At 37.8% G+C, this 22159-nt stretch carries 24 protein-coding genes; 23 read left to right on the top strand and 1 reads right to left on the bottom strand.

What is annotated here, in order from left to right:
- Positions 1-9 precede the first annotated feature (9 nt).
- The 7 genes from hydF to fabZ all read left to right on the top strand — a co-directional run bounded on the left by hydF (position 10) and on the right by fabZ (position 6295).
- Positions 10-1200 (top strand): [FeFe] hydrogenase H-cluster maturation GTPase HydF, encoded by a 1191-nt coding sequence (gene hydF / locus P0092_RS20510; protein WP_004618547.1) that lies wholly within the window; start codon positions 10-12, stop codon positions 1198-1200.
- Positions 1201-1383: 183 nt separating this feature from the next.
- On the top strand, positions 1384-2412 hold the full coding sequence (gene mreB / locus P0092_RS20505; RefSeq protein ID WP_004618548.1) for a rod shape-determining protein: 1029 nt from the start codon (positions 1384-1386) through the stop codon (positions 2410-2412).
- A gap of 134 nt (positions 2413-2546) precedes the next feature.
- Positions 2547-3344, top strand: coding sequence for a flagellar hook-basal body protein (locus P0092_RS20500; protein WP_004618549.1), 798 nt, complete (start codon positions 2547-2549; stop codon positions 3342-3344).
- A 49-nt stretch (positions 3345-3393) separates the two neighbouring features.
- Positions 3394-4206, top strand: a complete 813-nt coding sequence (locus tag P0092_RS20495) for a flagellar hook-basal body protein (RefSeq protein WP_004618550.1) — start codon at positions 3394-3396, stop codon at positions 4204-4206.
- Positions 4207-4223: 17 nt separating this feature from the next.
- Positions 4224-4613, top strand: a complete 390-nt coding sequence (locus P0092_RS20490) for a rod-binding protein (protein ID WP_004618551.1) — start codon at positions 4224-4226, stop codon at positions 4611-4613.
- Positions 4600-5757 carry a phosphodiester glycosidase family protein gene (locus P0092_RS20485; RefSeq protein ID WP_004618552.1) on the top strand — a complete coding sequence of 386 codons (1158 nt, stop codon included), beginning with the start codon at positions 4600-4602 and terminating at the stop codon, positions 5755-5757. Before P0092_RS20490 ends, P0092_RS20485 begins: the two co-directional genes overlap by 14 nt.
- A gap of 109 nt (positions 5758-5866) precedes the next feature.
- Positions 5867-6295, top strand: a complete 429-nt coding sequence (fabZ, locus tag P0092_RS20480; RefSeq protein WP_004618553.1) for a 3-hydroxyacyl-ACP dehydratase FabZ — start codon at positions 5867-5869, stop codon at positions 6293-6295.
- A 330-nt stretch (positions 6296-6625) separates the two neighbouring features.
- On the opposite strand, the gene murC is transcribed toward fabZ, so the two are convergent.
- The gene (gene murC, locus P0092_RS20475; RefSeq protein ID WP_004618554.1) at positions 6626-8029 is read right to left on the bottom strand and encodes a UDP-N-acetylmuramate--L-alanine ligase; all 1404 of its coding nucleotides are present in this window, start codon (positions 8027-8029) and stop codon (positions 6626-6628) included.
- A gap of 284 nt (positions 8030-8313) precedes the next feature.
- Between murC and purR the strand changes: the two genes are divergently transcribed.
- The 16 genes from purR to P0092_RS20395 all read left to right on the top strand — a co-directional run bounded on the left by purR (position 8314) and on the right by P0092_RS20395 (position 22119).
- A complete protein-coding gene (purR, locus tag P0092_RS20470) occupies positions 8314-9126 on the top strand; it encodes a pur operon repressor (protein WP_004618555.1) in 813 nt (270 codons plus the stop codon).
- Between the two features lie 127 nt (positions 9127-9253).
- On the top strand, positions 9254-9505 hold the full coding sequence (gene spoVG, locus P0092_RS20465; protein ID WP_004618556.1) for a septation regulator SpoVG: 252 nt from the start codon (positions 9254-9256) through the stop codon (positions 9503-9505).
- A gap of 194 nt (positions 9506-9699) precedes the next feature.
- On the top strand, positions 9700-10872 hold the full coding sequence (locus P0092_RS20460; protein ID WP_004618557.1) for a UDP-N-acetylglucosamine pyrophosphorylase: 1173 nt from the start codon (positions 9700-9702) through the stop codon (positions 10870-10872).
- A 39-nt stretch (positions 10873-10911) separates the two neighbouring features.
- Positions 10912-11871, top strand: coding sequence for a ribose-phosphate diphosphokinase (locus tag P0092_RS20455; RefSeq protein WP_004618558.1), 960 nt, complete (start codon positions 10912-10914; stop codon positions 11869-11871).
- A gap of 100 nt (positions 11872-11971) precedes the next feature.
- Positions 11972-12541, top strand: a complete 570-nt coding sequence (gene pth / locus P0092_RS20450; protein ID WP_004618559.1) for an aminoacyl-tRNA hydrolase — start codon at positions 11972-11974, stop codon at positions 12539-12541.
- A gap of 21 nt (positions 12542-12562) precedes the next feature.
- Entirely contained in the window at positions 12563-16087 is a 3525-nt protein-coding gene (gene mfd / locus P0092_RS20445; RefSeq protein WP_004618560.1) for a transcription-repair coupling factor, read from the top strand.
- An 83-nt stretch (positions 16088-16170) separates the two neighbouring features.
- Positions 16171-17262: a peptidylprolyl isomerase gene (locus tag P0092_RS20440; protein ID WP_004618561.1), complete on the top strand. Its 1092-nt coding sequence runs from the start codon at positions 16171-16173 to the stop codon at positions 17260-17262.
- A 127-nt stretch (positions 17263-17389) separates the two neighbouring features.
- Positions 17390-17944 carry a stage V sporulation protein T gene (gene spoVT / locus P0092_RS20435; RefSeq protein WP_004618562.1) on the top strand — a complete coding sequence of 185 codons (555 nt, stop codon included), beginning with the start codon at positions 17390-17392 and terminating at the stop codon, positions 17942-17944.
- Positions 17945-18299: 355 nt separating this feature from the next.
- A complete protein-coding gene (locus P0092_RS20430) occupies positions 18300-18671 on the top strand; it encodes a single-stranded DNA-binding protein (RefSeq protein WP_004618563.1) in 372 nt (123 codons plus the stop codon).
- A 116-nt stretch (positions 18672-18787) separates the two neighbouring features.
- On the top strand, positions 18788-19582 hold the full coding sequence (gene mazG / locus P0092_RS20425; RefSeq protein ID WP_004618564.1) for a nucleoside triphosphate pyrophosphohydrolase: 795 nt from the start codon (positions 18788-18790) through the stop codon (positions 19580-19582).
- 36 nt (positions 19583-19618) lie between these two features.
- Positions 19619-19894: an HU family DNA-binding protein gene (locus P0092_RS20420; RefSeq protein ID WP_004618565.1), complete on the top strand. Its 276-nt coding sequence runs from the start codon at positions 19619-19621 to the stop codon at positions 19892-19894.
- A gap of 101 nt (positions 19895-19995) precedes the next feature.
- Positions 19996-20235, top strand: coding sequence for an RNA-binding S4 domain-containing protein (locus P0092_RS20415; RefSeq protein ID WP_004618566.1), 240 nt, complete (start codon positions 19996-19998; stop codon positions 20233-20235).
- Between the two features lie 130 nt (positions 20236-20365).
- A complete protein-coding gene (yabP, locus tag P0092_RS20410; RefSeq protein WP_004618567.1) occupies positions 20366-20650 on the top strand; it encodes a sporulation protein YabP in 285 nt (94 codons plus the stop codon).
- 23 nt (positions 20651-20673) lie between these two features.
- Positions 20674-21213, top strand: coding sequence for a spore cortex biosynthesis protein YabQ (yabQ, locus tag P0092_RS20405; RefSeq protein ID WP_004618568.1), 540 nt, complete (start codon positions 20674-20676; stop codon positions 21211-21213).
- A gap of 76 nt (positions 21214-21289) precedes the next feature.
- Positions 21290-21568 (top strand): FtsB family cell division protein, encoded by a 279-nt coding sequence (locus P0092_RS20400; protein WP_004618569.1) that lies wholly within the window; start codon positions 21290-21292, stop codon positions 21566-21568.
- 119 nt (positions 21569-21687) lie between these two features.
- Positions 21688-22119, top strand: coding sequence for a S1 domain-containing RNA-binding protein (locus tag P0092_RS20395; RefSeq protein WP_004618570.1), 432 nt, complete (start codon positions 21688-21690; stop codon positions 22117-22119).
- Positions 22120-22159: the final 40 nt, after the last annotated feature.

The raw sequence follows: 22159 nt of genomic DNA, 5'->3' as shown, positions 1-22159 counted from the left end.
GAATAAAAAATGAGTCTTACAAATACACCCGGTGCAAACAGACTGCACATAGCACTGTTCGGCAGAAGAAACAGTGGAAAATCTTCATTAATTAATGCAATAACGGGACAGGACATTGCTCTGGTATCTGAAATAGCCGGAACGACCACAGACCCCGTATACAAGGCAATGGAGCTGCATCCCATAGGTCCTGTTATGTTTATTGATACCGCAGGTTTTGACGATGTGGGTACTCTGGGAGAATTAAGAATAGAAAAGACCCGCAAAGCTATTGAAAAAACAGATGTAGCTATTGTGTTTTTTTCAGGGACAGAGCTTTCGTTGGAAAAGGAATGGACTGATGAGCTTAAAAAGCGTAAAATCCCCGTTATTCCTGTTATCAATAAAGCAGATATACTTGAGAATACCAATGATATTAAAAAGCAGGTAGAGGACACCCTTGGGCTTATGCCAATAGTTATCAGTGCGAAGGAAAAAACAGGACTTGATAAAGTCAGAGAAGAACTTATAAGAGCCGTACCGGAAGATTTTGAGGTAAGCAGCATAACAGCACATCTGGTAAACGAAGGAGATTTAGTATTGCTGGTTATGCCTCAGGACATTCAGGCTCCGAAGGGACGGCTTATTCTGCCGCAGGTACAGATAATCAGAGATTTACTTGATTTAAAATGTATGGTTATGAGTATTACTACCGACAAGCTCGACAGTGCATTAAAGGCATTGGCAAACCCGCCAAAGCTTATAATTACCGATTCTCAGGTCTTTGATAAGGTATATGCAAAAAAACCTGAGGAAAGTTTGTTGACATCATTTTCCGTGTTATTTGCAGAATACAAAGGTGATGTTTCTGCATACATTAAAGGTGCAGAAGCAATTGATGCACTAACTGAGAAATCGGCTGTTTTGATTGCAGAAGCCTGTACACACGCACCCCTCAGCGAGGATATCGGACGGGTACAGCTTCCAAGGCTTCTCAGACAAAAAGCCGGAGAGGGTCTGACGGTTGATATTGTCAGTGGGGCAGACTTTCCAAAGGATTTGTCAAAATACTCACTGGTTATTCAGTGTGGCTGCTGTATGTTTAACCGAAAATATGTACTTTCCCGTATAGAGTCTGCCAACGCTCAGGAGGTAAGTATATGCAATTACGGAATAGCAATTGCAAAGCTAAAGGGTATATTGGATAAGGTAGCTTTATAATCAAAGAAATATTTACCATTTTGTAACTTATAAAAAGTACAAAAATATTGCATAATTATATTAATATGATAATATAAATAATAGATAATTTTGACTTAATATGTACAAATTTAAAACGTACTTTATAAATGCTTATAATTTCTGTTAAATTATCAAATTAAGGGAATCAAGGAGTTGTTTCGTTTGGGATTTGGACAGGACATCGGTATTGATTTGGGTACTGCCACAGTACTTGTATACATTAAAGGCAAGGGAATAGTTTTAAGAGAGCCATCCGTTGTAGCTATAGATAAGAACACAAATAAATTACTTGCGGTAGGCGAAGAGGCAAGAAGAATGCTGGGAAGAACACCGGGAAACATAGTAGCTATCAGGCCGTTGCGTGAAGGTGTAATTTCTGACTACGACATAACAGAGAGAATGCTTAAATATTTCATAAATAAAGTTACCGGCAACAGAAAGTTTTTCAAACCAAGAATTATGGTTTGTGTCCCCAGCGGTGTTACTGAAGTTGAAAAGCGTGCCGTAATAGACGCATCCATGCAGGCGGGAGCAAGAAAGACTTATTTGATAGAAGAGCCAATTGCAGCTGCAATCGGAGCAGGCATTGATATTGCAAAGGCTTGCGGCAGCATGGTTGTTGACATGGGTGGCGGTACTACGGATATTGCAGTAATATCATTGGGAGGTACAGTTGTGAGTACTTCCATAAAGATAGCCGGAGACAAGTTTGACGAAGCCATTGTTCGTTATATGCGTAAAAAGCATAACATCATGATAGGTGAAAGAACTGCCGAAGAATTGAAAATTAACATAGGCACGGTTTATCCAAGAGTTCAGGAAGTTACGATGGACATCAGGGGAAGAAACCTTATTTCAGGACTTCCAAAGACTATCACCATATCCTCAACTGAGATGATGGAAGCGTTGGAAGAACCTATTTCAAGTGTTGTTGAAGCTGTACATTCAGTTCTGGAACGTACACCACCTGAGCTTGCTGCTGACATCAGTGACAGGGGTATAGTTATGACAGGCGGGGGAAGTCTTATTTACGGTCTGGATAAACTGCTTCAGGATAAAACAGGTATAAATGTGCTGATTGCAGATGATTCTATATCTTGTGTAGCTCTTGGAACAGGCAAGGCTCTGGACAATATAGAAGCAATTGAAGCCAGTGCACTTACAGAAAAAAGGGCAAATTATAAAAGATAAAAAAAGTGTAATCGAGGGGTAAATATTTACCCCTCTTTTTGATATTTAGGATATATTTAGTATAGAAAAAATCTAAAGTAAATAATTATTATTGCCGATATATAAAGTAATGAATTTACATAAGGAGATATCTTATGATAAGAGGTTTATATACTTCTGCGTGGAGTATGCTGGCAAATCAAAAGAAACTGGACGTTATCACAAACAATATGGCAAACGTCAACACTACAGCATACAAGAAAGATACAGTAGTTTACCAGAGTTTTCCTGAAATATTGACAAGGAGAATTAACGACACACAGAGTCCCACAAATCCGTCAGCCGTTGTTGGTTCAATGGAGCTCAGCAGTGATGTCGGCGAAGTATATACATACTACACACCGGGGCAGATTGTGCAGACCGGAGACAGATACGACCTGGCAATAAAAGATGATAATACCGGTGATAAAGCAAGTCCTGCGTTTTTCACTGTAGGAGTTACAAATCCTCAGGATAACACAATGCAGGAGTTCTATACGAAAAACGGTTCATTTACTCTTAATTCCAATAATCAGCTGGTAACGGGAGATGGGTATGCCGTACTGGGTAAAAAAGGGCCTATAACTCTTAAACAGGGGGATTTTACAGTTGACAGCAAGGGTAACATCATGCAGAACGGGGCTGTTGTTGACACTCTTCGTATAGCTCAGTTTGCTGATTCAACTCAGTTAAGAAAATTCGGAAACAACCTTGTTCAGAATAACGGTGGAGAGGTAGCTGAATTTACAGGTTCAGTTATTCAGGGTTATGACGAGCTGTCAAATGTTAATATTATAGATGAAATGGTTGATATGATTACGGTTATGAGAGCTTATGAGGCAAATCAAAAAGTTTTGCAGGCTCAGGATGGAACCTTGGATAAAGCAGTCAACGAGGTAGGTTTGGTTAGATAATACATTCCGATAAACATATATTTAAAATTTATTTGGAGGATTTAAGGCTATGATGAGAGCGTTATATACAGCCGGCTCGGGAATGAAGGCTCAACAGTTCAATGTAGATGTTATTTCAAATAATCTTGCAAACGTTAATACCACCGGATATAAAAAGGAAAGAGCAGAATTTAAGGATCTCCTGTACCAGACAATGGACAGGGCATATGTTTTAAATGGTGGCGGAAAGCCTGTAAATCTTCAGGTGGGACATGGAACTGTAGTAAGTTCTACTATCAGAAATTTTGAAAACGGTACTCCTGAACAGACTGGCTCAACCCTTGATTTTGCCATAGACGGAGAAGGTTTCTTCACTATAATGGGACCACAGGGAACTGTTAAGTACACAAGAGATGGTTCCTTTAAGTTGAGTATTACAGAAGACGGTATGAAGAAGCTTACTACATCTGATGGCTATGCCGTTCTGGACAATTCGGGTGGAGAAATATTATTCGACCCTGAAGTAAAAACATCGGAGCTTTCAGTATCTCCTCGTGGAGAGATGAGCTATAAGAATGCAGAAGGCGTTAGCGTTCCTATGGATCAGACTATAGGAATGGTAACTTTTCCTAATAAATATGCTTTAGAAGCAGTAGGCAACAATCTTTACTCAAGCAATTCAGCTACCGGAGAACCTTTACAGGTCAGCGAAGATGAAAATGCAAAGAGCATCATGAAACAGGGCTTTCTTGAATCCTCAAATGTTCAGGTTGTTGACGAAATGGTAAAGCTTATAGTTGCACAGAGAGCATATGAAGTCAGCTCAAAGGCTATACAGTCATCTGATGATATGCTTCAGATAGCAAATAATTTGAGAAGATAGAAGACAGGTGAATTTTTATGGATGTAGGAAGCATTAATTCAAAAAATACATTTGATACTGCCAGAAGCACCAGCTCAAAAGTTACTGAGGACAATTTTGAAAAACGACTCAGAGAGGCTGCTGCAAAAGGCGATGAAAGCCAATTAAAAGAAGTGTGCCATCAGTTTGAAAGCCTGTTTATAAGCATGCTTTTTAAACAGATGAAGGCTACGGTACCAAAGTCGGATTATCTGGGAAACGATACAGCGTCTGACATATACAAATCAATGCTTGATGATCAGCTTTGTGAGGTTGCATCTCAAAGAGGTATCGGTTTAGGTGATATGATGTACAAGCAGTTGTCTAAAAAGTACAAAAAGGAAGACTCTGCCTCAGTTACCGGAGGAGTATTTGATGAAAAAAAATAATCAGAAACTGATTATACATATTGGATTGATTTTAGTATTGTCCTTCATGTTAATTTATGCAGGACAATTTTTATTTTTTCGGAATAATAGTGACAACACTCAAGGAAAGACTGATAAGACCCAAAATTCTGCAGGTACGTCACTAAACTCAGTACAGCCTTTACCTGTTCAATACAAGCATAAAACAGAAATTATCAAGGGAAATAAACAGGAAATATATATGCTGGAGTTTGACCCAAGGGATGAGAGGGTTGAATTCAAACCGGCATTGTCATTTGATAATATTTTCGGCTTTGAAAAACTATCTGATATATGCAAAAGAAACGAAGCTTATGCAGCAATTAACGGAGGGTTTTTCTATCAATTCGGTGAGCCCACGGGTATGGTTGCAATAGATGGTCAGATGCTGACAGCATCAACGGGACTGAGTCCTGTACTCATTGTAGATAAAAAAGGTGCCAGATTTGAAACCTTTTATTCAAATATTACTCTTGAGCATAAAGGTAATAAAATAAAAATAAATGACATGAACAGAATAGGCAAAAATAATGACATTGTTTTATACAATGACAAATTCGGAAGTACAAACAGAGCTGAAATAAAAAATACAACAATAATAGTTGATAATAATGTAATAACAACCTTAGTAGAGAGTACAAAAGAAGTTAACATAAGAAAAGGCATGAATGTCATAAGCTTCTATGGTGGAAAAGAGTCAATACCTGAAAAAATGGGTTTAAAAGCAGGGGATAAAGTAAATATTAGGATGGAGCCATATTTGGGCTACCGCTATCAGGCGTATGAGTGTGGAAGTATGCTTGTCAAAGACGGAAAAACAGTAGTTCCGGAACGTGACAAGTGGGCGGGAACTCTGGGTAATAGGGACCCCAGAACCGTTATAGGCATCAAGACTGACGGTAAAATAATAATGTTGGTTGCAGATGGACGTCAACCGGGCTACAGTGAAGGAATGACAGGTAAAGAAATGGGCGAATATCTGGTGAAATTGGGAGTAAGGGATGTGGCAATGCTGGATGGAGGAGCCTCTTCACAGATGATAATTAATGGCAGCCTACGAAACAGACCATCCTATAAAGGTATTGAAAGACCGGTAGCAGGGTGTTTTCTGGTAAAGATTAAATAAATAAACGGTCTGTAGTAAAATTTTATAGGTTAAAAGGATTTTTTATTTATATAGTCGAATATATTACCTAGTCATAATTATATGTATTAAAAAGTTAATTGGAGGTTATATGCTTACAAATAAAGAAGTCAGAGAATTATTGCCCCACAGATACCCTTTTTTACTGGTGGATAAAGTTATAGAACTTGAACCGGGAAAAAAGATAGTTGCAGTAAAGAATGTTTCTATTAACGAGCCTTTTTTTCAAGGACATTTTCCGGAATACCCGATAATGCCGGGTGTATTGATAGTAGAAGCTTTGGCACAGGCTGCCGGAATAGCTGTAGCTGTTTTGGAAGAAAACAAGGGTAAATTGGGTGTACTTGCAGGCGTTGATGGTATGAAATTTAAGAATCAGGTAATGCCAGGCGATGTTCTTACTCTTGAGGCAGAGATTCTAATGAGCAGGCTTGGAGTTACCAAGGCAAAGGTTAAGGCAAGTGTAGACGGCAAAGTTGCAGCTGAAGGGGAAGTCAAGTTTGCAATGACTAAAGCATAAGTAAATTTTAAAAGAATAAAAGGGGCTGTCGTAAAACAGAAAAATTTTCTGATTTAACACTGGTACTCCCGTATAAAATTGTATCAATGATTGCTTCCAAGATATTTGCAAGAGTTTCCAGCGGCTCACATTAGGATATTTTACCGTCGCTCACATTCATCGTCCATGATTCATGGTTCCGCTAACACCTACATCCTGTAGGTGTTTCGGTAAAATATCCGTGTTCGCCGAAAAACATCTGCAAATATCTTTAACCAAGCTTCCATTGATACAATTTTATACTTCTTAGTACAAGTTAAGATAGATAAAAATTAGTTTTGCTAAGTCATATTACTTGTTCGCCCTTAAGTTTAGGAACATCTCACCACACCTTACGATATCGCCTGCACCCATTGTGAGAATTAGATCTCCCGATTGTGCATTTTTATCCAGATACTCGGCTATGTCCTGAAAGTCACTTATATAAACTGCATTACCGCCATTCTCGCGAATCCTGTCCGCAAGAATTTTTGAATGTATATCTCCGGGGTCTTTCTCACGAGCAGCGTAAATATCAGTTATTACTATATTATCAGCCTCTCCGAAGGATTCTGAAAATTTATCCAAAAAGGCTCTTGTTCTTGTATAAGTGTGGGGTTGAAAAACACACCATATTTTATTATGGTCACTGCTTTTGGCCGCATTTAGGGTAGCCTGAACCTCCGACGGATGGTGAGCATAATCATCAATAACCTTAATATTGTCCACTAAGCCTTTCAATTCAAATCTCTTGTGGCTTCCACCGAATCTGGAAAGACCATAAGCTATGTTATCCATACTGCAACCGCAAGTGTGTGCTGCTGCAATAGCGGCAAGAGAATTGCTTACATTGTGAGGGCCAGGAACAGACAAAGAGACATCTCCCATTTTTGTACCCTCTTTATATACTTCAAAGGAAGCACAGCCCATGCTGTTGTATGTTATTTCTTTTGCAGTCCACATTGCATCCTTGTTTTTTAAACCATAAGTTATAATATTACAGTCTCTCTTGCTGACAACAGAAAGAGTATTTTCATCATCAGCACAGGCTACAATATACCCGTTTCGGGGAACAAGAGCAACAAATTCTCCGAAGGTAGACTTAATATGCTCCAAGTCACGGAAATAATCCACATGGTCAACTTCGATGTTCAGAACTACTGCCATAAAAGGATGGAATTTAAGGAAACTTCCATAATATTCACATGCTTCGGTTATAAAATATTCAGAACCTCCTATGCGGGTATTACCGCCTATACAATCCAGTTCGCCTCCAATATGTGCCGTAGGGTCTGTATTTGCCTCCAACATTATTGTTGTTATCATTGAGGTTGTTGTAGTTTTTCCGTGAGTACCTGCAACGGCTATTCCAAAGGAATGCTTTTTCATGAGGAGTCCTAAAAGCTCGGCGCGGTCTATGACCGGTATGCCCAGCTCTTTTGACTGTATCATTTCAGGATTATCATCTTTAACAGCAACAGTATAAACCGTTAGGTCCGGAGCGTTTATGTTTTCGGCACTGTGCCCGATAAATATTTCAGCACCTTTGCTCTCAAGTTTCTGAGTTGCATGGGAAGACTTGATGTCGGAGCCTGATACCTGATAGCCTTTTGCCAAAAGAATTTCGGCAAGACCGCTCATACTTGATCCGCCAATTCCTATAAAATGTACACGTCTGATTTTTTCAGAATCTAAAATGTTCGAATTATTATTCAAAGAAAACACTCCCTTGTTGTATTGCTAATAAAAATTAGTTGATGAATTGAATATAGAGTAAGCTCTACTCAAAAAGATAATACATTATTTTCATATAAATGTAAAAGGAATATATATTTTTAATCAATTTGAAGCGGAAATATCCTTTACATATTGTATGATGCATATGGGATAAATATTAGATAAATTCAATTAATCCGAATTATGATTGCAATTTAAGTTTTATTATTCATTATATTATTGTATAATAACTATGATGTAAACTAAAGATGTGGGGAGATTTTATGGATAAAATCCAAAGAAATGAAAGGATTTCTGTTATAATCAAAACTTTGTGCGACAATCCGAATAAGATATTTACACTTGGATATTTTTCGGAAATGTTCGGCTCTGCAAAATCTACAATAAGTGAGGATCTTGAATTACTGCAAAAAACCTTTAGTAAGAACTCCATGGGAAATATATGTACTATTTCGGGAGCCTCAGGCGGAGTTAAATATGTTCCTTTTATGAGTGAAAAGACTGTATACGAAACTTTGGAAGAACTTGCAAATGAATTATCTCACCCGGACAGAATACTCTCGGGCGGGTTTTTATATATGCTGGATATCATTTATAACCCACAATGGGTTAACAAGATGGCAATGATGTTTGCTACCAGATTTTCAGGTTTGGAGCTGGATTGCGTTATTACAGTGGAAACAAAGGGTATACCTATAGCTTTTGCAACTGCACAATACCTTAATGTTCCTCTGGTAATAGTACGACATTATAATGAAGCTACTGACGGAGCATCTGTAAATATTAACTATGCATCGGGGTCGGCAAAGAAAATACAGACAATGGTACTTCCAATGAAATCATTAAAAAGAAATTCAAAGATACTCTTTATAGATGATTTTATGAAAGCCGGAGGGACTTCAAAGGGTATTATAGAGTTGGCTAACCAATTTGACAGTGAAGTAGTTGGAATTGGAGTTATGATAGAAACAAGTCTGCCGGATAAAAAACTTGTAGAAAATTATTATTCTTTGATGAAACTTAATACATCGGAGATGCAGGAGAACAATTCTATCGACATAAAACCTAATATTTAGTCGGGAAATAATATCCAATGTAAAATAAACCAAAAAAATGTAAAAATAATGTACAAAAAGAAGGATTATTAGCATTTATGGCGAATATTGTATCTAAAACATAATACTTCTTGGAGGGTTCGCCACTATGGAAATCACGGATATCAGAATCAGAAAAATTGAAACTGAAGGAAAAATGAAAGCAGTAGTTTCTGTAACATTCAACAATGAGTTTGTTGTACATGACATCAAAGTAATCGAAAGTCAGAGCGGCCTGTTTATTGCAATGCCCAGCAGGAAAACACCGGACGGTGAATTTAGAGATATAGCACATCCTATAAATGCTGAGGCCAGAGAAAAACTTCAAACTGCTATTCTTGAGAGCTATACGAACTCATAAAAAGCAGTGATTCCAAGAATAAAAAAGATACTTTAATAGGGTATCTTTTTTTATTTTTATCCTAAATAGGTACTACTATAACAATGGAATAAAATGTAAACAAAATCCGGCTAAATTTTAGTTATATTAACGGGTTGAAATTATTCTTTAAAAATGAGAGAATATATCCTGTAAAATACAGTGGGGGCTTAATAATGAATAAAATTGTAGGATTAGTCATTACAGACAGTAATAGCAGCACGTTTAAATCCAAAAAACCTGTTGAAAGCCATAGCATACTGGGTCAAAGTGTATTGCAGTGGGCTGGGTCTGCATTAGCCGAAGTAACAGGTGAAGTTCAATCAATACATTGTGATGATATTGATAGAGTCAGGGATTTAATCGGCAATTCGGAGAATTTTATAATCAACTGGGGAGACCAGCCGCTGATACTGGCCGAGACTTTCAGGCATTTACTGGAAAAGCATACATCAGAGGGGAACGACACGACAGCTATTATTTCATGTAATGGGAAAGCTTCGGTCTATGTGTTTAAAAGCAAAAGCTTTCAAGACCATTTAAATGAATTAGGTATTCAATCATTTTCAAAGTTTAACATTGCTCAGATTTTCCAATCTTTTCAAAACAAAAACAAGATATCTTCGGAAGACAAAACCCAATTTATTGTAGTAGATGACAGAGTAGCACTTTCAACTGCTATGGGGGAAATTAAATCCGTTATATTGAAAAAGGTTATGTTGTCGGGCGTCACGGTAATGGATGCTTCATCTACTTTTATAGATGCAGGTGCAGTTATCGGTGAGGATACTGTAATTATGCCCAATACCATAATAGAGGGAAATACGGTTGTGGGGGAGGGCTCCATAATTGGCCCTAACTCAAGAATTGTCAATTGTAGGATTGGAAATAATGTTGAAGTAGCAAATTCAGTTGCATATGACAGCTCCATAGGGGATGCTACTCATGTGGGACCGTTTGCATATCTGAGACCGGGAAGTAATGTGGGTAAGAACGTTAAAATCGGAGATTTTGTTGAAATTAAAAAATCAGTTATCGGGGATAGGACTAAAATCTCGCATCTGACATATGTAGGTGATGCCGAGGTTGGTTCAAATGTTAATATTGGTTGTGGCGTTGTTTTTGTAAATTATGACGGAAAGAACAAAAACAAGACAATTGTTGGAGATAATTCATTTATAGGATGTAATGTAAATCTTGTATCACCTGTTGTTGTAAAAAATGATGCATATGTTGCCGCAGGTTCCACCATAACGGAGGAAGTACCTGAAAATTCTCTCGCAATAGCACGACAAAGGCAGACGGTAAAGCAGGATTGGGTTACAAAGAAGGATTTAAAGCGGAAATAAACACACAATATTATAAATGTAATAAAAAGGAGAATTGAAATGAATCTGCACGGAAAGGATATTAAAATATTTACAGGTAATTCCAATAAGCCTTTAGCCGATGAGATAGCTGAAAAGATTGGAATACCCGTAGGTATTGCGAATGTTGGAAGGTTTAGTGACGGTGAAACAGCTGTTAATATCGGTGAAGTAGTAAGAGGTTCAGATGTGTTTATCATTCAATCCACTTGCCAGCCGATAAATGATAACCTTATGGAGCTTTTGGTTATGATTGATGCGGTAAAAAGAGCTTCAGCAGGTAGAATTACAGCAGTTATGCCGTACTTTGGGTACGCCAGACAGGATAGAAAGGCAAGGGCAAGAGATCCTATTTCCGCCAAACTTGTTGCAAATCTTTTAACTATAGCCGGAGCAGACAGAATACTAACGATGGATTTGCACGCTCCACAGATACAGGGATTTTTCGATATACCTGTGGACCATCTTTTGGGTCTTCCTATTATTGCTGAATATTTCAAAGAAAAATTTGACACAATGGAGGACGTTGTAGTTGTTTCCCCTGACGTAGGCAGTGTTACAAGATCCAGAAAGGTTGCTGAAAGACTGGATTGCCCGCTGGCTATAATCGATAAGAGACGTCCTAAGGCAAATGTTTCAGAAGTAATGAATATAATAGGTGACATAAGAAATAAAAAAGTAATCCTTGTTGATGATATGATTGATACCGGAGGTACTATTGTCAACGGTGCTAACGCTCTGATAGAGGCTGGCGCAAAAGAAGTATACGCAAGCTGTACCCACGGAGTACTTTCAGGCCCGGCGATTAAGAGGATTAGTGAATCAGCAATAAAAGAGTTGGTTACATTAAATACTATAACACTAAGCGAAGAAAAGAAAATTGACAAGATTAAGTCCTTGTCTGTAGCAGGAGTATTTGCAGAGGCTATTGAGAGAATATATGGAGATATATCGATCAGTACATTGTTTACCCAGATATAACCTGTATACTTAGAAGTTGATTTTCCGGGGGCGGTTCTTTTTTAGGAACCGCCCTTTTAGGCATGAATATATTATATACAAATGACAGGAGGCGGCACAGATGGGAGATGTATATCTTCTTGTGGGGCTTGGCAACCCCGGTACAAAATTTGAAAATACAAGGCATAACGTTGGCTTTGATACTATAGACTATATTTCAGCTAAGTATAACATAAAACTCTCCAGAATCGGTTTTAAGGCGGTATACGGAGAAGGTGAGATAGAGGGAGTCAGAACCATTCTTGTAAAGCCTCAGACTTTTATGAATCTCAGCGGAGAAAGTGTAAGGGAAATAGTTGACTGGTACAAGCTGCCTGTCGAAAGATTGGTAGTAATATATGATGATATTGACCTTGAACCGGGGAAAATCAGAGTAAGACCCAAAGGCAGTTCCGGTACACATAACGGCATGAAATCCATAATATACCAATTACAGGATGATAGATTTCCCAGAGTGAGAATCGGTATCGGCAGGGCACCGGAAAAATGGGATTTGGCTGACTATGTTCTTAGCAAATTCTCAAAAGAGGATAGGCAGGTAATTGACCAAAGTGTTGAAAAGGCTGCGCAGGCGGCAATAATGACAGCGAAAAGCGGGCCGGAAAAGGCCATGAACAATTTTAATAAATAATTACAGCCGGAGGTTGCAGAAATGAATTTTTTTACAGATCCTCTCTTGAAGATAGATGAATATAATACCCTTTTAACCAATGTGCGTGAAGGGAAAGGGCCTGTCTCGGTTATCGGCCCTTCAGATTCACAAAAAGTGCATATGATATATTCCCTATGTACTCATTTACAGAGAAGAGGACTGTATGTAACCTACAATGAAATGCAGGCCCGGCGAGCTTATGAGGATTTTTCCTTTTTTCTGGGTGATGACGTCCTGTACTATCCTCCTAAAGAGACCATGCTATATAATATAGAAGCCAGAAGCAACGATATTATATATCAAAGAACTAGAACATTACTGAGGTGCTTAGAGGGTAACTACAAGTTGATTGTAATGTCAGCCGAAGCATTAATACAGATGATTTCACCTGTTGAACTCTTCAGAGGAGGAGTTGTTGATTTTTCTGTAGGTCTGCAAATTGATCTTGATGAACTGGTTTCAAAGCTTGTTTTATATGGCTATGAAAGAGTTGAAGCTGTTGAGGGCAAAGCCCAGTTTGCTGTCCGTGGGGGGATTATTGATATTTTTGCGGTAAACAGTGAACACCCGGTGCGTATTGAACTGTTTGATACCGAAGTTGATTCTATAAGGTATTTTGATGAAACAACGCAGAGGTCCACAAACTCAATTGAAGAGTGCAGAATTGCCCCTGCAAGAGATGTAGTATACAAGGATATATCAAAGGAAGCAATTGTTTCAAAGATAAAAAAAGATTTGGCAGACTATGTTAAAAAGCTCAAGCAAAAGGACAACAGTGAAGGTGTTAAAAATATATCAAAGCGTGTTGAGGAAGACATAGATAACCTGGTTGAACACCACTATTTTCCGGGCATTGACAGATACCTCCCGTACATTCTGGAAACTCCTGCTTCCGTAATTGATTACATTGAGAGGGAATCAATAGTTGTACTGGATGAAACCCTGAGGATAACTCAAAGAATTGAGAATGTCCAGCTTGAGCATGAAGAGCTGGCAAAAAGTCTTCTGGAAAAAGGCGGTATTTTGCCTAAAGGAGCAGAATGGGCTTTTTCTGCAGACTTCATAGTAGACCGGATTTTGAATTTGAGGACTGTAACATTGTCCGCCATTTCATCTAACAACTCCCTTATCAGACCGTATAATCAGATATCAATACCATGTAAATCAGGGAATTCTTACCAAAGCCATATAGATTTGCTTGTTGACGACATTGAACAGCTAAGGAAAAAAGAATATAAAATAATAGTTCTTTCAGGCCCCAGCGGCAGAGGACACAGGTTAGTTGAAACCCTTGCAACAAATGAGATTTCTTCCAGTTACAAAGATAATACCGAGTATAAGTTGCAGAACGGGGAGGTTGTTGTAACTCACGGCAGCTTGCAGAAAGGGTTTGAATACCCTACGGCGGCTTTTGTTGTAATAAGTGATATCGAGGTATTCGGACAGGATAAGCGAATAAAAAAAGCAAAGGCAAAGAGAGCCGGCAACAAAATAAAGGCCTTTTCGGACCTGAATGTTGGAGATTTTGTCGTACATCAGGCTCACGGTATAGGCCAATACATCGGTATTGAAAAGCTCAGTGTTGGTGAAATTAAGAGGGATTATCTGAAAATTCGGTATCAGGAAGGAGACTTCCTTTACATTCCCACCAACCAGCTGGATTTGCTCCAAAAATACATTGGCTCTGAAGGCAAAACCCCAAAGGTCAATAAGCTTGGAGGAACTGAGTGGGCTAAAACCAAGAACCGTGTAAAGGAATCTCTGCAACAGCTTGCGGCAGAACTCATAAAGCTTTATGCTCAAAGGCAGTCTGCAAAGGGTCATGCTTTTTGTGAAGATACCGTATGGCAAAGACAGTTTGAAGAGCTATTCCCATATCAGGAAACCGATGACCAGCTTAAATGTATTGATGAAATAAAAAAGGATATGGAGTCAGAAAGACTCATGGACAGACTCCTTTGCGGAGATGTGGGCTACGGCAAAACAGAAGTCGCTATAAGGGCTGTATTTAAGTCTGTTATGGACGGAAAGCAGGTAGCATATCTTGCTCCAACCACTATCCTGGCCCAACAGTTGTATGAGAACTTTAAGAAAAGGATGAGCGACTTCCCGGTAACTGTGGATGTCATGAGCAGATTCAGGACTCCTGCAGAGCAGAAAAAAATAGTAAAATCCGTAAAAGCCGGAAATACGGATATACTCATCGGTACCCACAGGCTTCTGCAAAAGGATATTGAATTTAAAGATCTTGGGCTATTGGTAGTTGACGAGGAGCAACGTTTTGGAGTAACCCACAAAGAAAAGCTTAAAACATTAAAGCCAAATGTTGACGTACTCACATTGACAGCAACACCTATTCCGAGAACACTTCACATGTCCTTAGTGGGAATAAGGGATATCAGTGTTTTAGAAGATCCGCCGGAAGAAAGATACCCTGTTCAGACCTACGTTATGGAGTACAATATGGAGCTTATACGAGATGGCATAATCCGTGAAATGGCAAGAAACGGTCAGGTTTTCTATATGTATAACCGAGTAAGGGGTATTGACTTAAAGGCACAGGAAATCAGGACAATGATTCCCGAAGCAAGAGTTGCGGTCGCCCACGGACAAATGAATGAAAAAGAACTTGAAGATGTAATGTACGGTTTTATAAACGGGGAGTATGACGTCCTTGTATGTACTACCATTATAGAGTCGGGTCTTGATATGCCCAATGTTAATACTATTGTTGTAGAGGATGCAGACAGAATGGGGTTGTCCCAGCTTTATCAGATAAGAGGAAGAGTTGGGAGATCCAACAGGCTTGCATATGCCTATATCACATATAAAAAGGACAAGGTTTTGTCAGAGGTAGCAGAAAAGAGGCTTCAGGCTATAAAAGAATTTACTGAGTTTGGTTCAGGCTTCAGAATAGCCATGAGAGATCTTGAAATAAGAGGAGCGGGAAACTTACTTGGGCCGGAGCAGCACGGACATCTGGAAACAGTTGGTTACGAAATGTACTGCAAGCTCTTGGATGAAGCGGTTCAGGAGCTCAGCGGCAAGGAAGTCCGCACTACGGACGAGGAAATGGCAGTTGACTTGAATGTTAATGCATATATCGATGATGAATATATAAGCTCAGAAGAGCAAAAAATTGATATGTATAAGAAAATTGCCGCAATACAAAATGAAAATGATGTAATTGATTTAAGGGATGAGTTGATAGACAGATACGGGGATATACCTGAAGAAGTTGAAAACCTGATGGATATTGCGTATATCAAGGCACTTGCTGTGGAGTGCGGTTTTATCGGCATTACACAGAAGGAGGATATAATACTGTTTGCACTGCGCAAATCTGCGTCAGCTGTATCTCAATATCTGGGAGTGCTGATGGATAAATACCCTAGAAGGATTATGCTCAATGCCAGCAGCAACCCTTATTTGTCATTCAAATTAATAAATTCCTCCAGCAGAGAAAATTTGGCAAATATTAAGATTTTGTTACAATACATTATTAAATTGCAGTCTAATGGATAATTGAATATAATTATAATCAGAGTAATTTGTAAAATTCAGGTTACAAATTAGGTTTTGAATAAAAAAATGGGGAGAGATTACCTTTGGAAAACGAAAACGCTAAAGTGAAAAAGACATCAAAAGGGCTGATTATAGGAATTATTGCCGCTATACTGGTAGTTGCAGTAATAGCTGTAGTCGTTGTTTTAAGTATGTCGTCAGGAGATGTTGGAAAAGTAGGAGATTTAGGTATTACAAAACAGGAATATTTGGTGTTGTCAAAGTTTAATATGAATTCATTCCTTCAGAATGCACAAAGTAAAGATTCTACAAAGTTTGACTGGAACCAGAAATATCAAGGAAGTACTGCAAAAGAACAGATTAAGAAAGCTACACTCGATAGTATACAGGAAATCAAGATTCAGTTGATTAAGGCGAAAGAAGCCGGTGTCAAGCTTGAAAAAGCAGACTTGGATAACATAGAAAAAGCTATTGATCAAAGAATCCAAAATGCAGGCGGAAGCAGAGCAGAAGCCGAAAAACAGTTGAAAAATGATTATGGTGTATCTCTGGCAGATTATAAAGAAGTCTACAAAGAGCTTGTTTTGTCACAGAAATACATGGAAAGTGAAAGAAATAAAGTTAAAATAACAGACGACGAAATTAAGAAGCAATATGATGCACATAAAGCTGACTATGATAAAGTAACTGTAACACATATACTCGTTGCTACACAGGATTTACAAACAGGTGCAGCCTTCACTGAGGGTAAGAAGAAGGAAGCAAAGGAAAAGGCAGACAACCTTCTGAAACAAATACAACAAGGTGCTGACATGCAGGCACTTGCTGAAAAGAACTCCGACGACAAGGGTCAGGACGGAAAGGTTAATAACAAAGGTGTTTATACCTTTAGCAAGGGTAAAATGGTGCCACAGTTTGAAGATTGGGCATTTGCAAACCACAAGGCAGGAGATACCGGTGTTGTTGAAACTTCTTACGGATATCATGTTATGAAATTTGAAAAGAGAGAAGAAACAAAGTTTGATGATGTTAAAGACGAAATAAAGTCAACAATCCTGAATACAAGATTTAACGACGAATTCATAACAAAGAAATTAGACAGCTGGAAAAAAGAATTCCCACTTAAAAAAGATGAAAATGCTTTAGCAAAAATTGATAAAACCCTATATAAATAATCATATAGATACTCGTTACTTTTAATTTAACAAAAGTGAGGGACTGTGTGTACAACCAATTATGTATAAAAAATCATCAACAAAACAATAATAAGACTAAAATAACCTATTAAGGAGGTAATATACTTTGAAAGCAACTGGGATAGTTAGACGTATAGACGATTTAGGAAGAGTTGTAATACCAAAAGAAATAAGAAGAACCTTGAGAATAAGAGAGGGTGATCCTCTGGAAATATTTACGGATAAGGAAGGGGAGGTTATATTAAAGAAGTATTCTCCAATTGGAGAACTCAGTGATTTTGCAACACAGTATGCAGAGTCACTGCACAAGACTAGCGGGCACATTACATGTATTACTGACAGAGACACAGTAATTGCAGTATCAGGTGCATCGAAAAAAGAATTTCTTGAAAAGCAACTTAGCTCTGATGTTGAAAAAACCATAGAGGAGAAAACAACACTACTTATAAAATCTCCTGAAGAAAAATCAATTTCAATTTTGGCAGAAGAAAATGGTGAAAGAAAATACTTCTCTCAGGTTGTTTCCCCAATCATTTCTGAAGGTGATCCTATAGGAGCTGTAATAATGCTTTCTGTGGATGCAAATGTAAGAATGGGAGAAGTTGAAGCAAAACTGGCACAATCAGCAGCAGGATTTTTAGGAAAACAAATGGAACAATAGTGTATAGGTCAATAGGTTATTTTTAGGCTTAAATATAATCGGTTGGTTTTATTTAGGGGGGATTATCATATCCTCCCTATTATAATTAACAGTTGACAGGAAGTAATGTAAAATATATAATTTCTTTTGTAAGCAATATTTTCTAAAACTTTTCTTTTTTTCAAAAGTTTCTTAATTTTTTAATTCAAATTAAAAACACCAATTCTTAGTTTTTTTCGTTAATATTTCATTAACAGCTTTGAACATGTCAACCTTATCTTCACAAGTCAGGCATTGCATATCTATAGCAGCGTGGGAAACGGTTGCTGTAATAAAAATTAGTTCCTGTATAACGGGAGCAAAGGAGGATTTTTTTATGAATAATGTCAGTCTTGTAGGTAGGTTAACAAAAGATGTTGATCTCAGGTACACAACCAAAAAAATGAGAGCGGTGGGAGCATTTACTCTGGCCGTAGACAGGGACCCCAGAAAGGTAACAAATGATAAAACTGCAGATTTTATTCCGGTGGTTACATGGGGGAAAACCGCAGAGTTTGCAAGCAAATACTTTTCAAAAGGTCATCGTATAGCCCTTCAGGGAAGTATACATACCAGAGTATGGGAGGATGAAGAAAAAAACAGGCACTATGTTACGGAAGTTGTTGCAGACAGGGTGTTTTTTGCCGACGCTAAGCAAAAAGAGTTTGACGAAACAGAAATAGAAGAGTTGGAAGAAGAGGTAATTTAATAATAATATATTAGTTCTCTATTTACGCCGGTCATGGTTATAATGCTGAAAATGTAGTATAATAACAAGAAAAGGGAAATACGCAAAGGCCACATACAGGCAATTGGAGAATTAATATGAATGAAGGTAAACTGGATAGATTAATAGATATTATGAAGATTCTGCGGAGCGAAACCGGTTGTCCGTGGGACCGTGAGCAGACTTATGATAGTTTAAAGAGGTATTTTATAGAGGAAACATATGAGTACCTTGAAGCAGTAGATTTAAACGATAAAAAGAAGATGGTTGAGGAACTTGGAGACGTACTTTTACAAGTAGTCTTTCATGGGGTTATAGCAGCAGAGAACGGAGATTTTACCATGGAGGACGTAATCAACGGGATTTGTGACAAGCTCATTCACCGACACCCTCATGTATTTGGAAATGTAAAGGCAGATACCTCTGATCAGGTTCTTGAAAACTGGGAGGAAATAAAGAAAAAGGAAAAGGGACTGATAAATCAAGCCTCAGTACTTCAGGATGTTCCTAAAAATTTGCCTGCACTTATGAGAAGCTATAAGGTCCAGCAAAAGGCTGCACAAGTGGGATTTGACTGGGATAATACCTCAGATGTCTTTGCAAAAATACGAGAAGAAATAGACGAACTGGAGCAGGAAGTATTGAATTCGAGTAAAACAGGCATTGAAGAAGAAATGGGAGATGTATTTTTTTCAGTAGTTAATTTATCTCGCTTTTGCAAGGTGCATCCTGAATTATCACTAACCCAATCTACAAATAAGTTTATTAAAAGATTTGAGTATATAGAGAAGAAGGCAGCAGAACTTGGTAAAAATTTAAATGATATGACTCTATCTGAGATGGATGAATTGTGGAATGAAGCCAAAATGAATAAATGTGAGGAAAATGGATAAAATCATAGTGTAGTAACCAAATGGGAGGAATTACTAATGAATAAATCGGAATTGGTAGACAAAATGGCAGAGAAGTCAGGCCTTTCAAAAAAAGACTCAGATAAAGCTTTAAATGCAATGCTGGAAAGCGTTGAAGAAGCGTTAACCAGTGGGGACAAGGTTCAGCTTATTGGCTTTGGATCATTCGAAGTAAAACAAAGAGCAGCCAGGAAAGGCAGAAACCCGCAGACAATGGAAGAAATAAATATTCCGGAGAGCAAAGCTCCTGTATTTAAGGCTGGCAAAGACTTAAAGGAAATGATTAACAAATAGTATCGGCAAGTTTCAGCAAGGGGAGCAAAGTCGCTTCCCTCCGTTGAACTTGTATTTCCTTTTACGAATATGTATACATATCAGAAATGTGGAGGGTCAAAATGAGAATAGACAAATACTTGAAGGTGAGCAGACTTATAAAAAGGCGTACAGTAGCCAATGAGGTTTGTGAGCAGGGGCGTGTTAAGATAAATGACAGAGCAGCCAAGCCGGGCTCAGAAGTAAAAGTTGGGGATATAGTTGAAATTCAATTTGGAAACAACATAACTAAAATAGAAATAACACGTATAACCGAACATGTTGCAAAAGATGATGCAAAGGAAATGTACATGTTAAAATAAGTGTTAAATATAAAGGGTTTAATCAACTGTCACAGGGGGGATTAAATCCTTTTTTAATGTTCTTTTTCATGTTGTACAGGCATATATAATTAATGGGATTCATGCAAGATACAATAGGGAGGCTGGATTTATGGAAGAGAAAAAGACTGTAACACCTATGAAGCAGACCATAACCCTTGATAACAGGGAGAAGTTATGCGTGACCGGTGTAGTTGACGTAGAAAGCTTTAATGAAGAAAGCATTATAGCTGTAACTGATTTAGGTGTTCTTATTATCCGGGGGACAGAACTGCATATTAACAAACTGAACCTTGATTCCAATGAGCTTGTTGTAGATGGAGATATTTTCTCACTTGAATACAGTGATGGAGAAACCGGCAAGTCTAAGTCCTTTTTCGGTAAAATGTTTAAATAATATATAAAGGCTTGTGGTAGCTAATGAGTTTAATTGTTGAACAGGTATACATATTTTTTTATGCCGTTTTGGCCGGTGTAATTATAGCTTTTTTATATGATGTTTTAAGAATAAAAAGAAGAGCGATTAAGACAAATGTTGTAATACTAAGTATAGAGGACATAATCTACTGGCTGCTGTCTGCAATAATAGTCTTTTTAACCGTATATAACAGTAACGACGGACAGATGAGAGGTTTTATATTTCTGGGAAATATACTTGGAGTTACATTATATTTGTCTGTTTTTAGCAGGCTTGTAATTGCCTCTTCAATGATGATTATTAACTTTATAAAGAAAGTATTACTTTTCATTTGGAAGGTAGTAACTTATCCTTTCAGATTAATATTTAAAATTTTATCGGTACCGTTAAGGTTTATAGGAGGCTGTTTTGGGAAATTGGGCAGACTATTATTCGGGCTTTTTGGAAAAGCAGCTCGTAAGGCAAAAGGAGTGGCAATCGGCAGACTTAAAAAGGTAAAGCTTTGGAGCAGATTTAAAAGAAAAGTTCGAAAAAAGACTTAATCAAGAAGGAGTTTTAGCCGACATATAGAATATAACAAATAAACATATCAATCATTATATCTTACGAGGAAAGACAATGAAGAAACAAAAGAAATTCACTGTATGGACATTTTTATTAATCGCTGCTATCTGCTACTTTGGGTATACCGTATATCATCAACAGACGTTGCTGGATATAGGTAATTTAAAGGTATCTTCTTTGAAGGCAAATATTCATTCTGAGGAAGTAAAAAAACAGCAGTTGGAGAAACAGAAGTCTCTAATAAATACAGAGGAGTTTGCTGAAAAGATTGCAAGAGATAAGCTTGGGTATGTTAAAGATGGTGAGAAAATTTACATAGACACCAATAAGTAACTATTGCTTGACGGATTATATTATATGATATATAATCGAATTGCTTTTATGCAATGTACAATATTTTGTACATTGTGATTGCTTATCTATGGCTGTTGTTGAGGAGGATTTCTTATTTTATGCCACTTGAAGTAGGTAAGATAGTTGAGGGTAAAGTGACTGGAATTACAGCATTTGGGGCATTTGTCCAATTACCCGAAGGAAAAACAGGACTCGTTCACATTTCTGAAGTAGCTCAAGAATACGTCAAAGATGTCAGTGCTCATCTTAAAGAAAATCAGATGGTAAAAGTAAAGATTTTATCTATTGATACAAATGGTAAGGTAAGCCTGTCAATTAAAAAAGCTATGGAAGAAAACCCAACTATAGTTAAATCCAGACCGCCGGTAGAAGTTGACTGGAACTCAGGGAAAAACAGTTCATCTAACGCTTCCTTTGAAGACCGTTTGGCAAAGTTTATGAAGGACAGCGATGAGAAATTGCATGACCTGAAAAAAAGTGTTGAATCCAAACGCGGCAGCAGTGGATATAGAAAGTCTGCACAATACTAAACTGGATGACTAATTAAAAATTTGGACAAATAGGTGTTGA

Source organism: Ruminiclostridium papyrosolvens DSM 2782, from assembly GCF_029318685.1.
In the GTDB taxonomy this organism is placed as follows: domain Bacteria; phylum Bacillota; class Clostridia; order Acetivibrionales; family DSM-1351; genus Ruminiclostridium; species Ruminiclostridium papyrosolvens.
Note: the sequence above shows the minus strand (reverse complement) of the source record. Positions and strands in the feature narration are given on the sequence as shown.